We start from the raw sequence: 13,618 nt of genomic DNA, 5'->3' as shown, positions 1-13,618 counted from the left end.
AGTGATTTGATGGACTCAGAGAATCCCATATGCAAAAAGCACGGGCAAACTGTGTCGAACCGAGGCTGCGCATCCCAGAAGAGATGTGACACACGCAAAATCGTCATTCGCCTTAATCACGCTTTGTTCTCTTTCAGACCCAAGACGCGTCAAGACCTTTCAACGCTCATCAGCCTGGCTAATAGAGCTAATCAGTTCTGCTTAATCGTTGTGCGCAACCAGGTCTGGAGCGTTTCAGCAGCCACCTGAGCGCCATCGCTCGCCAGCGCATCATCACAAGCTGGTATGAGCGGCTGATCCAATTTCCATTCTCCAGACTCAAGTTCCTCACGGCTGAGGCAGTGGTGGTCCGCGTGGCGACGCAAACCATTCATCAGCACCTCCGCTTCGGCGAAACCATGCCGCTCCACAACATGCATCCCCACCTTCTGGGACATCGCCTCACAGAAGCTGCTGAATCCCGGTTTGCCCAGATGCCGTTCACACACGGGCAGCACGTCCAAGGGCCTGACCTGCTCAGGCAGCACCATCACATTCGCTGGCAGCTCCGCTTCAGCGTCTTGGTTGGACTTGCGCGAGGGAGCGATCAAAAACAGCTGCTCCGGCCAGTGTCGAAAGAGATCGGGTGGCAAGGAAAGTCCGAGTCCGCCAAACCCCACCATCACCTTGGTGCGGGGATCACGCGCGAGCGACACCCCGAAATCAGGTGGAAGAGGTCGTGGTTCTGCTGTCACCAGCGACAAGGCCACATCGGAGAGCTGCCAGTTCATGGCCATCGAAAACGGACAGCGCAGCAGCATTGATCCCTTGCGGTAAGCCTCGTTGGCCTGTTGCGCCCAAAAACGAAAAGATCCGCCCAAGGGTTCATAAATGTCATCCCAGCCGAAATTGCCCATCCAAATCAATGGTGCATTCAGTCGCGAGGCCAAATCGGCGGCGGCAGGTGGGATGTCGCCGACCACCGCCACCTGATCGTGCTGACGTCGGATCCAGGCCACCTCCTCATCCAGCTGTCTGGGCAGATCCGCTTGCAGCTGCTCAAGAGCCTGGAGGGTTGCCGGCTGATCCGCTCCCAGTGCATCGGCTTGGAGCATGCCCACGTCCCAGCGGACAGTTCGCCGAAGCACTGGCACCTCGCGCAGGACCAACGCGAGAAATGCTGAGTCCACCATCGAACTGACCACCAGCCTCCAGGTGGGTTGCAATCGATGCAAATGCCAAAGCATGGCGGCCTGGCGGGCCGCATGACCGAAGCCATGGCTGCTCAAGCAGACGTATATCAGCATCGATACAAGGTTTGCTCATACACCAGATCCCCACTGGGCCGATACCAACGGTGACTAATCAGGATGGGTTCGATGGCATTGAATTCCACCCAGGTGAGGTGATGCAGTGGCTTCCCGTCGTCATCGCATCCAGAGCGGGGAACACAGGCGGCATTCACGTAACACGTGCCCCTGCGATCACGATGAAATGTGATTCGTTCGCCGCGGCGCCCTTTGAGCTGATGGTGCATGTGTCCGAACACCACCAAGTCAGCCCGTCGGCGCGATTGCATGCGATCGAGTGCCAAGGCGAGATCGCGATCACCCCAATCGATATGCGGATGCTTCCAATCCCGACCGCATGGACTCTCCGCATCGGATCCAAGACCTGTAGGTCCGCTATGGGCCAACACAACGAGCGGCCAATCGGAAGGTGCCAGCGCAGCGGCAGACACGATGCGATCGGCTGATTCCTGTTCGGTGACCGGTCCAAACACGGCCTGAACAGCTTGAGAAAGATGAAAACCGCCACCGGCACTGCAGGGGCGGGCACCGACGACAGCCAACTGGGGGTTCTCCCACTGGCGCAAACTCCAGGGACAGTGCCGCTCACCCAGCATCGTGATTTGCTGTTGCAGCAACGCACCGCTTCGGTCTCGACCGCGGTCGTGGTTTCCCAGAAGCACGGCAACAGGCAACGCCAGCTGCGTAATCCGTTTCACCAAGCGAAGATCACCATCGCTCAGATCACCAACGAACAACAGCGCGTCGGGTTGCAGATGATGCACCAGCTCTGCATCTCGATCACCCCAGTCCCCGTGGAGATCACCGGCGATTGCAAGTCGGACAGGTGTCAGGACGACTTCTAGGCTAGGCCCATCCTGCCCCAGAAAGTCCCAATGAGCTCTGACACCGCAGTTGTGGCGGCGATCAACCAGCTCCGCAAGGACCGGAAGGCCGTGATCCTGGCGCACTACTACCAGGAACCAGACATTCAAGACATCGCTGATTTCATCGGTGATTCCCTAGAGCTCTCACGCAAGGCTGCGAACACCGACGCCGAAGTGATCGTGTTCTGCGGTGTCCATTTCATGGCCGAAACAGCCAAGATCCTCAGCCCAGAAAAAACTGTGGTGCTGCCGGATTTGGAGGCGGGGTGCTCCCTGGCGGATGACTGCCCGGCGGATGAATTTGCACGGTTTCGAGAACAGCATCCCGATCATTTCGTCGTGAGCTACATCAACTGCACCGCGGCAGTGAAAGCGCAAAGCGATTTGATTTGCACCAGCAGCAATGCCGTTGATCTGGTGCAACAGCTTCCGGATGATCGCCCCGTTTTGTTTGCGCCAGACCGCAACCTGGGTCGATGGGTTCAACGCCAGAGCGGTCGGGACCTCACCCTGTGGCCCGGTCGCTGCCTCGTGCACGAAGCCTTTAGTGAAGAGGCGCTGCTCCAACTCAAACTTGAGCATCCCGATGCCGAAGTGATCGCCCACCCGGAATGCGAAGAAACCCTCCTCGATCTGGCGGATTTCATCGGCTCCACGAGCAAACTGCTCAACCACGCAGAAACCAGTGACGCCAAGACGTTCATCGTGCTGACAGAGCCTGGAATCCTGCACCAGATGCAGCAACGCGTTCCCGAGAAAACGTTGATCGACGTGCCAGGCCTCGATGGCTGCAGCTGCAATGCCTGCCCCTACATGCGCCTCAATACCTTGGAGAAGCTGCGTGACTGCCTGGACAGCCTCTCGCCAGAAATCACACTGGACGAAAACTTGCGCAGCCAAGCGGAAGCCCCGATTCGACGCATGCTCGAGATGAGTCGCTAACCCAGCCCAGCGACACACTTGCCAGAGTTGTTGAATGCAACTGCTCGAGCCCACTGACAGCGGTCTGTATTGCCGGGCCGCGGATGCCTGGATTGATCCAAGCCGACCGGTGCCAAGGGCGCTGATCACCCATGCCCATGCCGACCATGCGCGGCCCGGATGCGATGAATATTGGGCTGTGGATGTGAGTGAAGGGGTGTTGCGCCAACGCCTCGGTCGCGACATCACTCTGCATCCGATGGCCTACGGGCAGGAGTTCTGGCTCAACCAAGCCTGCCTGTCCTTTCACAGCGCAGGACATGTGCTGGGCTCAGCGCAGGTGCGCCTCAAGGTGAATGACTCCGTATGGGTGGTCACTGGGGATTACAAACGCTGTGCAGATCCCAGTTGTGCGCCCTTTGAATCCGTGCCGTGTGACGTGATGATCACGGAAGCCACCTTTGCGCTGCCGATCTACGCCTGGGACAGCGGAGCTCAGATCGCCGAACAGATCCGTGACTGGTGGCACGGGGACCGCGAACGCCCCTCCTTGTTGTTTTGCTATGCCTTCGGCAAAGCCCAGCGCCTCTTAGCAGAGCTCAAGGCGATCGGCGTGGACGAAGAAGTGCTGCTGCACGGCGCCGTTGAAACCGTCACCCGGCATTACCGCGAAGCCGGCGTGCCGATGACACCGAGTCGCCCTGTGAGTGCGTTACCCCGAAAGGATCCGCTGGCGGGCCGCCTGATCCTGGCGCCTCCATCCGCCCATCGCTCGGCTTGGATGCGCCGTTTCCGCGCTCCACAAACCGCCTTTGCCTCAGGCTGGATGGCGGTGCGAGGGGCTCGCCGACGCCGCGGATACGAACGGGGGTTTGTACTTAGTGACCATGCCGACTGGCAGGGCTTGATTCGCACTGTTCTCGAGTCGGGCGCGCGCACCGTGTACGTGACGCATGGACAAAGCGATGTGCTGGCTCGCTTTCTGCGGGAACGTCATGGCATTGAGGCCAAACCCCTCGAGCAGCTCGCCTGACCTAGCCTCAACTTCCCTGTTGACGAACCAATGTCAATGCGCAGTGCCGCCATCGTTGGCCTCTCGTCTTTGCTGATCTCAACACCAGGAGCAGGCTTCGCTCAGCAGGTTGAGATCACCATCGAGCAGATCGACACAGTGGTGTTTCCAGCGGACGGTGGCGCTGCAGCGCGGGCCATCTGTGCTGGTTTGGCCAGCGGAGTGCTGAACCGTGACCTGGTGGGTAGCGACCTGGCAAGGCTTCAGGGAGCAGTGCGTGAATCGGGTGATGCTGAATTGGCCGCTAACTACGTGAAAGCCTTCAACGACGTGGCCAATGGAACCCCTGGCTGCAACATCGAAGTAACCGCACCAGGTGACGGCAATCTCCGCCGCTATTGATCCGCCGGCCTTCAACCCTCAGGGTCTGGATGCACTGGCAGAACTGATCGACAGCCTCGATCAATGCACCGCCACGGGGCGCAAAGTGGCACTTATTGCCAATCACCTGAAGAGGGTTTCAGCCCAGGACGCGGCCTGGTGCGTGATGTTGCTGATCGAAGAACGGCGCAAACGGCTCATCACGGGTCGACGTTTGCGCGACATCTTGCAACAGGCCAGTGCGATGCCCGACTGGCTCTTTGATGATTGCCAAAGCCATGTCGGCGATTCAGCCGAGACGTTGTCGTTGCTGTGGCCTCAAATCCACCACGACATTCCAGACATCCGCTGCGATGCATCACTGTCGGCATGGATTCGCGAGCTCGATGCATCACCGCCAATGCAGTGGTGGATGGAGATGCTGCTGCCGGCACTGGCAGCAATGGAGCCTGCCGTCCAAAGCCAGGCGGTGCTAGCGATCTGGCAGGCCTTGCCACCGGAACGCCTTTTCCTGTTCAACAAACTGCTCACCGGTGGCTTTCGCATCGGGGTCGGCCGTGGCCTGGTGGTGAAGGCGATCGCCAGTGGGTTCGCCCTCGAAGAAGCCCTGGTGCTGGAACGATTGATGGCGCCAGTCGAGGCGTCCTCGGCCTGGTTCCAACAACTCACGGCTCCCCCGAAGGCGGATCGGGGCAACCGGGGGCCGGTGCCCTATCCCTTCTTCCTAGCCAGCCCTCTTCAGCACGCAAGCCTCGGTGAGACAGCAGCCAAGGAATGGTGGGTGGAGCCCAAATGGGACGGCATCCGCGGCCAGCTGATCCAACGGGAGAGCGGCACGTATCTCTGGAGTCGAGGCGAGGAGCTGATCAACAGCCAGTTCCCCGAACTCATCGAAATGGCCGCGGCACTTCCCCACGACACCGTGCTCGATGGAGAAGTGATTTGTTGGGCCGAAGCGGAAGCGGACCCCCGACCATTCAGTGATCTGCAGCGCCGACTCGGCCGCAAGACGGTGGGTCGAAAACTGCGCCATGACTGCCCAGTGAGCTTTGTGGCCTACGACGTCCTGGAACACAACGCGCAGGATTTGCGTGAGCAACCGCTCAAACTACGGCTGGCCACATTGGGCGACCTGCACGCAAGCTTCGGAAGCAGCAACGAGGGGTGGCGCTGCCGGCTCAGCCATGGCGCTTTGCTCGGCCACTGGACAGAACTCGACCAACGGCGCCAAGCCGCCGTACAACAGGGGGCGGAGGGTGTGATGCTCAAACGCCTTCATTCGCCTTACCTCAGTGGACGCAAACGAGGACACTGGTGGAAACACAAACGCGATCCGATGACGTTGGATGCGGTGTTGATCTACGCCCAAGCCGGCCGAGGGCGCCGGGCCAATTTGTTCACCGACTACACCTTTGCGCTCTGGGATGACCAATCCAATGACGACGACGCGCCACAGCTAGTGACATTTGCTAAAGCCTATTCCGGCCTCAACGACGCAGAAATCCTTGAACTCGACCGCTGGATCAGGCGCCACACCCGTGAACGGTTTGGCCCAACACGATCGGTCGATCCCGAGCTGGTGTTCGAAATTGGCTTTGAAGGCATCCAGGAGTCCAAACGACACAAATGCGGACTCGCCGTTCGCTTCCCCAGAATCCTGCGCTGGCGACGGGACCGTAGCGCCAGCAGTGCCAACACCCTTGGCGAAGCCAAAGAACTCTGCGCGCGCGTCACGAACAGGTCGGCGTGACTGACTTGAACCACACAGATGATCCTCAGCACCAACCTGCTGAAAACAGATCAGATTGAAAACAACGAGTATTTCACTGCAAACCCAATTGTCACGTCATCATTCCGATGCAGATCAAAGGGTCTTTCAAAATCTAGAAAGAATCATCCTCGAGCCCCCAAACACTCTGCAGAGCGTGGATATCAGCCTCAGAAAACCAAGTGTTGACGGGACGATCACTTGGGTGGTTGTACGACATGATTGAGTCGTAGCGAGTCCACTTTGGGTCATAAGCAAGATCTCTCAAGCCAAGGGCATGACCGATTTCGTGGACTAGCGAGCTTTTCTCAGCATCGGCAAATGCATCGAACGCATCCACATCCCTCCAGGAAAGATCGAAACGATCATAATTCGAGTGTGCAGACCCACCACCAACCCAATCACTCGGCACATCAAAAAGAGCGTTGGACTCCCAATAACTGTTTCGCGATGATCGGTAAATGTTGATATCCGATTCACCGGATGGAGCCGACTCAACAAAGTCTAGGTCTAGCAAAGGATCAAGCCTTTCAAAGACGCTGCGAATGAATCTTTTCTGTTCATCACTATGGTTCCATGCATGAACGACGCGACCATAGGAACCAATCGCCAATTCAGTTGAAACACTATCAGCAGCCAACTCATTGCCGTAGATGCTGTACTCAACAAGCTCTCCGCCACCAATCCCCCTCTCAAGATATCGCTCTAATCCTGTCAATACATCTGGAATTTGTGACATCGTTAAACCAGGCTTTGAAGCCCTGTGTTGATGTATCCACGATGCTCTCAACCACATCGAAACAGTCTGCGAAAGACCAAGTAAATCGATGAGATTTCTCTGAGGAGTCAGGGTTCTTACACTGAAGACCCTCATTCAGCAGCGCCGTCTCGGTCCATAGGAACCATCCTTTGACCCGTCTGTCTGACCACTCCTGGCCATGAAGCATCCACACAGCCGCTGACGGCTAGAACGCAGTGGAGCTCCCCTCACATGGCTGCAATGAGCAGGAGCCAATCACCATGATCACGCGATGAACTCAGGCGTAAACACTGCGTCCATCTCCAGGAAGAATGCTGAGTGACTCTGGAATGATGCGCTCACCAAGACACAGTTCAATTTCACCGGTATCGACCGAAGCATCCTGCACATAGATCTCCACGCTGAGCAAACGGCCACCCTCAGCGACATAATCGTGAAAACGGCACGGTCCTCCTTGATTGCTGTTGCGCGAAATGCGTCTGTACTGCGCCAGTCCCTTTTCCTCAAGGCGATAACTGATGCCTTCGTAAACGAGTCGATCGCGTAGGGGGAAATTAATCGAGATCTCATGGGATGGAACCTGACGCATCCAGGACAGTTCGAGACGATCGTCGTCAACCACCACGAGCCAAATGCCTTCTTCTCCATCGCGGAGGTAATACTCACGCCATTGGAAACCGGATTGATTGAATTCAAGAATCGATTCCACGATCCAGTCGCGCAGATCACGCTGAACAACATCCCCCACCTGGAGATTGAACAGGGTGCGTTGTTCAGGACTAACGCCCTGACGGGGCTTTTTGCGCCTGTCCATGCTGTTTCGGGTCAGCCACCAAACCAGCACTGCGGCAAGCAGCAGAAAAAGCAGTCCGCTCATGAGGAATTCGGGTTGGAAGGGATTGGCGCTAGTGGCTGGAGCAGCCGCCGGCGACGATCGCCGCGTTGATAGTCAAGAAGAACCGGCTGTGTCATCCGGTTGGGCTGCACAGTATCGGAGCCGCTTGGCAGAAAGTCTCTGGGGAATGCGAACAAGGCCGCGAGCTGATCCGAATCGATCCAGCGTGTGGGAAATGGAATGGACTGGAATTGCGGAGACCAGGCACCAGACCTGGCCATGACAAACCCCCAGGGGCCAAACGTGGGAATGGTGACGCTGTACGGACGGGTCTGCAGACCTGCCTGCTGCAGTCCCGCCTGAATCGAGGCCAAAACGCGGGGGGTGAGAAATGGTGCGCTGGCCTGGGTGACCATGACGGCGCCTGGATTAAGTCGCTCACGCACCGCGCCATAGAAACCAACGCTGTACAGCCGCGCCACCGGCAACGTATCTGGATCAGGGAAGTCAGCGATCACCACATCGAAGCGTCGCTGGAAGTTGCGCACGGCGGCGTAGGCATCACCGAGGTGCACGGTCACTCTTGGGTCTCCCAGACTGTCGTGATTCAGCTGTCGAAGTTGGGGTTGTTGTCTAGCCAGACGAATGACCAAAGGGTCTAGCTCCACCACGTCGACCCGTTCAACGCTGGGCCAGCGCAGGATTTCTCTCAACGCCAAGCCGTCACCTGCCCCCAACAGCAACACGTGGCGCGGCGCTGCATGAGCAGCCATCGCCGGATGCACCAGTGCTTCGTGATAGCGGTATTCGTCCAAGCTGGAAAACTGAAGGTCCCCATCCAGAAACAAGCGCAGATCCGCCCCACGTCGGGTCATCACGATCCGCTGATGACGCGTTTGATGGCGCTCAATCACCCTGGCGCCGTAGAAGCCATCCTCGATGCGATGTCCGAGGGGGGCGATCAGATACGCCGCCACACCCGTGATCGGTAGGAGCGCAACCACCGGAATGCGCCAGCGCCGCAAACTCGGAAACACCAGCGCCAGGGCCAAGGTGGCGCCGACGGGCACGAACGCCAGCACAGCCGCGGTGGGCAACAGACCCAGCCAAGGCAGCAACACCAGCGGAAACGCCAAAGCACCCAGCAGCGAGCCGAAATAATCCAACGCCAAAACCCTGGCCAGCGCCCGCCGCAACTGATCCTGGGTTTCCAGCATGCGGGTGATCAAGGGCAGTTCCATGCCCCCCAACAAGCCCACCATCAAGGTGAGCAGAACGATGGCGATCCATAACGGAGCGCCGATTGCAAACAGCAAGAACAAGGTGACTGGTCCAAAGAGGCACAGCGGGCAGAGGGTGATTTCCACCAGCACCAATGCTCTGAGCAAACGATTCAGGGGCTGGCCTTTCACAGCAATGAACTCCGTGAACCAGGCTCCCAATCCCATCGCCGCAAGGAACGTGCCCACCACCACCCCTGTCGCCAAGGTGGCGTCCCCCATCAAATAACTGGCCTGCGCCACAAGCAACAGCTCCAGCACGAGTCCAGCTGCCGAAGAAACCATGGCAGTGACCAGAAGAACCCTCACTTGGAGGGGACTGAGATCAGCAGCCGTTATTTGCCGCTCCATCCACCACCGCTGGAGAAACCGCCATAGCTGCCGTAGCCGCTTGATCCCCCGTAGCGACCAGAGCTGCTGTAACTGCCGTAAGGATTCCGACCAATCGCCAATGAGCTGGATTCAAGCCTAGTGCTGCCCGCTCTCCAACCGGACACGCCATAGAAACCACGGAAGACGATCGATGATTCCTGTGCATCGGTTGTTGCAGGCAAAAGCGCACCGATCTGAGGAACGTCTTCGTTGGTGTAAGCCGCCGAAATCCCCACAGCACTCATGCTCACCGTGAGCATCAGCAGAAGAAGTCTGGTCATGGATCGAGCCTCACGACTTCCTGCGGCCAGGCAAGCATGACCTGGTCGCACAGCTCAATGTGCACGGATTCGAACTGCAGGGTCGATGTGGATTCCGGTGGAAGCAGATCAAACCGAAGGTTGCAGTCTTTCGTGAGCTGGAAAAGTTGCGGAAAAAGGTGCAAGTTGAGTGTGGAATCGGTCAGTGACACCGTCGACCTCTCCACGGGAGCACTGCCGCGATACAGCAACGTGCCCCGACCGTCAGTCACGCGCACGCCAAATAAATACTGCCTCGCCTCCTGTTGGATGTTGGTCTGGTAGCCCTGACTGAAGGCAGCCCGCGCGCGCAATACCAGAAGGCCAGCCCTGTAATCCCCGCGCGAAGCCCGACCGGCATGACCAATGGATTCGTAGCAGCCTGAACATTGAATCCGTCCACGCCTGTAGACCTTGGACAGGAACATCCAAGAGGAAGCCCCGCTCAACAGAACGGTGAGCAACAACAGGCCGCGATCCACAGGCGTTGTGCTCACTCTGGTGCGGACCAGCACCGGGTCTGAAAGCGGGATCGCCTCACCTTCCTGATTGCGGGGCAGATAAACCTGGAAACGAAGTTGATACGAGCCAGCTTCTGCAGGACGGAAGCTCACGCTGTGATCGTTGGCGGGCCGAGCGTAGTCCGGTGTTCGCATCCACTGGCGCTGACGCTCGCTTGGAGAAAGCCTCGACAGGGCAGATTCATCCGGCAGCGAACCGCCACCACTATCCCGCCCCTCGATGTCGTGTTGAAACACAACCTTGCCGCTGACATCCAGCAGCTCGGTGGAGAGATAAAGAAGGGTGCCTGCGGGAGGGGTAAAGACGGTTTTGATCGTCACCGCCTCATTCACGCTCTTGAAATCAAACGGTTGCGTCGTCACCGCCTGATCCACTGCCGGCAAGGTCACTTCCCGGTCCTGGACCGTCCCACCAGGGGCCATGAACAGGACCAGCAAAGGGCTGAGCGGACAAATCAGCACCAGCAGGGCCCAGGGGAAGACACCACGGGTTCGCCAACCCAACATCACGCGACGACCCACCGGTGGCGACCCTGACACGACCATCGGCAGAACACTGCCGCTTAAATTACGCCAGTCATGCAGCCTCACCCATGCAGGCAACCCTCATCCAGTTGATGCTGAGCCTGATGTGGACGGTGGCAGGAATCCTGCTCATCGTGGGCGGTGTCTGGTTCTTTGATCGCCTTACACCCCTCGATTACCGCGCTGAGGTTCGCAAGGGCAATGTGGCGGCAGGGGTGGTCGTGGGCTCAGTTGTGTTGGCCGTTTCCGCCGTCGTCGTCACGGTGATTCTGATCTGAACGACGTTCTTCAACCAATCCATCGCTGGTTTAACCAGCAGGGATGGACTCCACTTCCCTTCCAGACACAGACCTGGGAAGCCCATCTGGCGGGCCGAAGCGGTTTGATTCAGGTGCCCACAGGGTCCGGCAAAACCTACGCCGCCGTGATGGGTTCTATCGCGCGCATGCTGGCGTCGCCAAGCGAGATCCGAGGCGTCAGGCTTCTCTACATCACACCGCTACGGGCACTCAGTCGGGATCTAGCGCTGGCGCTGCAGCAACCCATTGATGCGATGGCCTGGCCGTTACGGGTGGGCATCCGCAACGGAGACACCAACACCAGCGAACGCAGCCGGCAACTCAAATCCCCACCAGAGATCCTGATCACCACACCAGAGTCACTGTGCGTCCTTCTGGCCGGTCGCCATTGCGAACGTCTATTTCAAACGCTGGAAACGGTCATTCTCGATGAATGGCACGAGTTGATTGGCTCAAAACGAGGCATTCAGACGGAACTGGGGCTCAGCTGGCTACGACAGCAACGCCCATCCCTACAAACCTGGGCCATCAGCGCCACGATCGGCAACCTGGAGGAGGCTGCGCAACATGCACTCGGCGCAGGTGGAGATCCCTGCTTCATCACAGGCGCACCGAAGCGCGGTCTCAGCGTGACCAGCATTCTTCCGGACAGCATCGACGGTTTCCCTTGGGGCGGCCACCTTGGCCTACGTCGCTATGAGGATCTGGTGGGCCAACTGGAGCCCTGCACCAGCACACTGCTGTTCACCAACACGCGCAACCAAGCTGAACGTTGGTTTCAGTGCTTGCGCTACGCCTGCCCCGAAATGGAGGGCTTACTGGCTCTGCATCACAGCGCCCTCGATCGTGCCGAGCGCGAAGCCATTGAAGCCTCCGTGAAGGCCGGCTCGATGCTTTGGGTGGTTTGCACCAGCTCGCTGGACCTGGGCGTTGACTTTCAACCCGTAGAACGGGTCGTGCAGATCGGCTCCCCGAAAAATCTGGCAAGACTGCTGCAACGGGCTGGCCGGTCCGCTCACTTACCAGGAGGCACCTCCCAGGTGCTGTTCATGCCGACCAATGCCTTGGAGCTATTGGAACTCAGCGCCGTTCGCCGCGGTCTGGACAACGGCTTGGTAGAGGAGCGACGACCACCACATGCGCCACTCGATGTGTTGCTCCAACACCTCACCACCCTCGCCTGCGGCCCAGGCTTCGAGCCCCAACGCACCCTCGAGGCGATACGACGTACATCGAGCTACTCCGAGCTGAGAGACGAGGACTGGCAGTGGTGTCTGCGCTTTCTCGAGCACGGCGGCGATTGCCTCGGTGCTTACCCGCGCTACCGAAAACTGGAGCACGACGAGCACGGCCGGTATGTGGTGCGCGAAAAGGCCATCGCACGGTTGCATCGCCTCAACATCGGCACCATCACCTCCGCTCCGGCCATTCGCGTGCGCTTCATTCGTGGCGCGGTGCTGGGTCACGTGGAAGAAACGTTCATCAGCCAGCTGAAGCCGAAGGATGTGTTCTTCTTCGCCGGCAGGCAGCTGGAATTTGTGAGGCTGCGGGAGATGACGGCCTACGTGAAGGCCTCCACACGCAAGAGCACCGCGGTGCCCGCCTGGGCCGGTGGCCAGATGTCACTGTCTGATCTACTGACCCACCATCTGCGCGATGAAGTCGCGCGGGCCGGACGGGGAGACCTCGACACACCAGAGCTAAAGGCACTGGAACCGTTGTTCGAGCGTCAGATGGATCTATCAACGCTGCCCGACAGCGATCAGCTGCTGTTGGAAACCTGCCGAACCCGTGAAGGCATGCACCTCTACGCCTATCCCTTTGAAGGAAGGTTTGTGCATGAAGGGCTGGGATTCCTCTGGGCCACGCGTCTCACCCGAATTCATCGCGGCACGATCACGGTGTCGGTGAATGATTACGGCTTTGAATTGCTGGCACCACGCGGCTACCCGTTCGATGATCTGCTGGAGGACCATTTGGACGTGTTGCTCGATGACAGCAACCTTGAACAGGATCTTGAGCAAGCACTGAATCTGTCCGAGCTGTGTCGCCGCCGCTTCCGCAGCATTGCCCAGGTGTCTGGACTGCTGGTGCAGGGATTCCCCGGGCAGAGCAAAAGCGCCGGCCAGCTCCAGATCAGCGGCTCGCTTCTGTGGGAGGTGTTCAACAAGCACGAACCCAACAATCTGCTGGTGCGTCAGGCCCAGCATGAAGTGCTGCAGGACCAGCTGGAACTGCCGCGCTTGCGCAAAGCTTTGATGCGCATGCGCAGTGGCGAGGTCTTGCACTGCCCCACTCCACGGCCGGGCCCTCTGGCATTTCCATTGCTCGTCGAGCGGCTCAATAACCGCATGAGCAATGAATCCGTGCTGGAACGCATCGAGCGAATGCAAAAGGATGCTCTACGACATGAAGAGTGAATCAGCCATCAAATCAAAGAATCCTCTGCAACCAACGTCAGCGTTCCGCTTCAGAAACTCAGCGTCCAAT

At 58.6% G+C, this 13,618-nt stretch carries 13 protein-coding genes; 6 read left to right on the top strand and 7 right to left on the bottom strand.

Translation table 11 applies throughout. From position 1 onward, the window contains the following. Positions 1 to 191: 191 nt before the first annotated feature. Together SynA1560_RS07395 and SynA1560_RS07390 are read right to left on the bottom strand one after the other, a co-directional pair. Positions 192 to 1,286 carry a hypothetical protein gene (locus SynA1560_RS07395; RefSeq protein ID WP_186499929.1) on the bottom strand — a complete coding sequence of 365 codons (1,095 nt, stop codon included), beginning with the start codon at positions 1,284 to 1,286 and terminating at the stop codon, positions 192 to 194. Next, positions 1,280 to 2,053 (bottom strand): TIGR04168 family protein, encoded by a 774-nt coding sequence (locus SynA1560_RS07390; RefSeq protein ID WP_255476871.1) that lies wholly within the window; start codon positions 2,051 to 2,053, stop codon positions 1,280 to 1,282. Before SynA1560_RS07390 ends, SynA1560_RS07395 begins: the two co-directional genes overlap by 7 nt. A 111-nt stretch (positions 2,054 to 2,164) precedes the next feature. On the opposite strand from SynA1560_RS07390, the gene nadA reads away from it, so the two are divergent. Genes nadA through SynA1560_RS07370 form a run of 4 tightly spaced genes read left to right on the top strand, consistent with a single transcriptional unit; the run spans position 2,165 to position 6,219 of the window. Next, positions 2,165 to 3,097, top strand: coding sequence for a quinolinate synthase NadA (nadA, locus tag SynA1560_RS07385; RefSeq protein WP_186468717.1), 933 nt, complete (start codon positions 2,165 to 2,167; stop codon positions 3,095 to 3,097). A 34-nt stretch (positions 3,098 to 3,131) separates the two neighbouring features. Continuing rightward, complete coding sequence (locus SynA1560_RS07380) at positions 3,132 to 4,109, top strand: ligase-associated DNA damage response exonuclease (RefSeq protein ID WP_186499927.1); 978 nt, start codon at positions 3,132 to 3,134, stop codon at positions 4,107 to 4,109. A gap of 30 nt (positions 4,110 to 4,139) precedes the next feature. Beyond that, entirely contained in the window at positions 4,140 to 4,490 is a 351-nt protein-coding gene (locus SynA1560_RS07375; RefSeq protein ID WP_186468715.1) for a DNA ligase, read from the top strand. Positions 4,491 to 4,515: 25 nt separating this feature from the next. After that, positions 4,516 to 6,219, top strand: a complete 1,704-nt coding sequence (locus SynA1560_RS07370) for an ATP-dependent DNA ligase (RefSeq protein WP_186471087.1) — start codon at positions 4,516 to 4,518, stop codon at positions 6,217 to 6,219. 133 nt (positions 6,220 to 6,352) lie between these two features. Here SynA1560_RS07370 and SynA1560_RS07365 read toward each other — a convergent pair whose 3' ends face one another. From SynA1560_RS07365 to SynA1560_RS07345, 5 genes are all read right to left on the bottom strand, one after another. After that, positions 6,353 to 6,976, bottom strand: a complete 624-nt coding sequence (locus SynA1560_RS07365) for a matrixin family metalloprotease (RefSeq protein WP_186499925.1) — start codon at positions 6,974 to 6,976, stop codon at positions 6,353 to 6,355. Between the two features lie 298 nt (positions 6,977 to 7,274). Next, a complete protein-coding gene (locus tag SynA1560_RS07360) occupies positions 7,275 to 7,874 on the bottom strand; it encodes a DUF4178 domain-containing protein (protein WP_186468713.1) in 600 nt (199 codons plus the stop codon). After that, complete coding sequence (locus SynA1560_RS07355; protein WP_186468712.1) at positions 7,871 to 9,463, bottom strand: polyamine aminopropyltransferase; 1,593 nt, start codon at positions 9,461 to 9,463, stop codon at positions 7,871 to 7,873. The genes SynA1560_RS07360 and SynA1560_RS07355 overlap by 4 nt, the downstream gene beginning before the upstream one ends. Further along, positions 9,448 to 9,765 carry a hypothetical protein gene (locus tag SynA1560_RS07350; RefSeq protein ID WP_186499924.1) on the bottom strand — a complete coding sequence of 106 codons (318 nt, stop codon included), beginning with the start codon at positions 9,763 to 9,765 and terminating at the stop codon, positions 9,448 to 9,450. The genes SynA1560_RS07355 and SynA1560_RS07350 overlap by 16 nt, the downstream gene beginning before the upstream one ends. Continuing rightward, on the bottom strand, positions 9,762 to 10,907 hold the full coding sequence (locus SynA1560_RS07345) for a hypothetical protein (RefSeq protein WP_222930201.1): 1,146 nt from the start codon (positions 10,905 to 10,907) through the stop codon (positions 9,762 to 9,764). Before SynA1560_RS07345 ends, SynA1560_RS07350 begins: the two co-directional genes overlap by 4 nt. Between SynA1560_RS07345 and SynA1560_RS07340 the strand changes: the two genes are divergently transcribed. Further along, positions 10,898 to 11,107, top strand: coding sequence for a DUF350 domain-containing protein (locus SynA1560_RS07340; RefSeq protein ID WP_186468709.1), 210 nt, complete (start codon positions 10,898 to 10,900; stop codon positions 11,105 to 11,107). The two genes, SynA1560_RS07345 and SynA1560_RS07340, sit on opposite strands and share 10 nt — an antisense overlap. Further along, positions 11,104 to 13,548 carry a ligase-associated DNA damage response DEXH box helicase gene (locus tag SynA1560_RS07335; protein ID WP_186501606.1) on the top strand — a complete coding sequence of 815 codons (2,445 nt, stop codon included), beginning with the start codon at positions 11,104 to 11,106 and terminating at the stop codon, positions 13,546 to 13,548. The genes SynA1560_RS07340 and SynA1560_RS07335 overlap by 4 nt, the downstream gene beginning before the upstream one ends. The last annotated feature ends 70 nt before the right edge of the window (positions 13,549 to 13,618 follow it).

The sequence above is a fragment of the Synechococcus sp. A15-60 genome (assembly GCF_014280095.1).
Classification (GTDB): Bacteria; Cyanobacteriota; Cyanobacteriia; order PCC-6307; family Cyanobiaceae; genus Synechococcus_C.
This window is presented reverse-complemented; position numbering and strand designations above follow the sequence as displayed.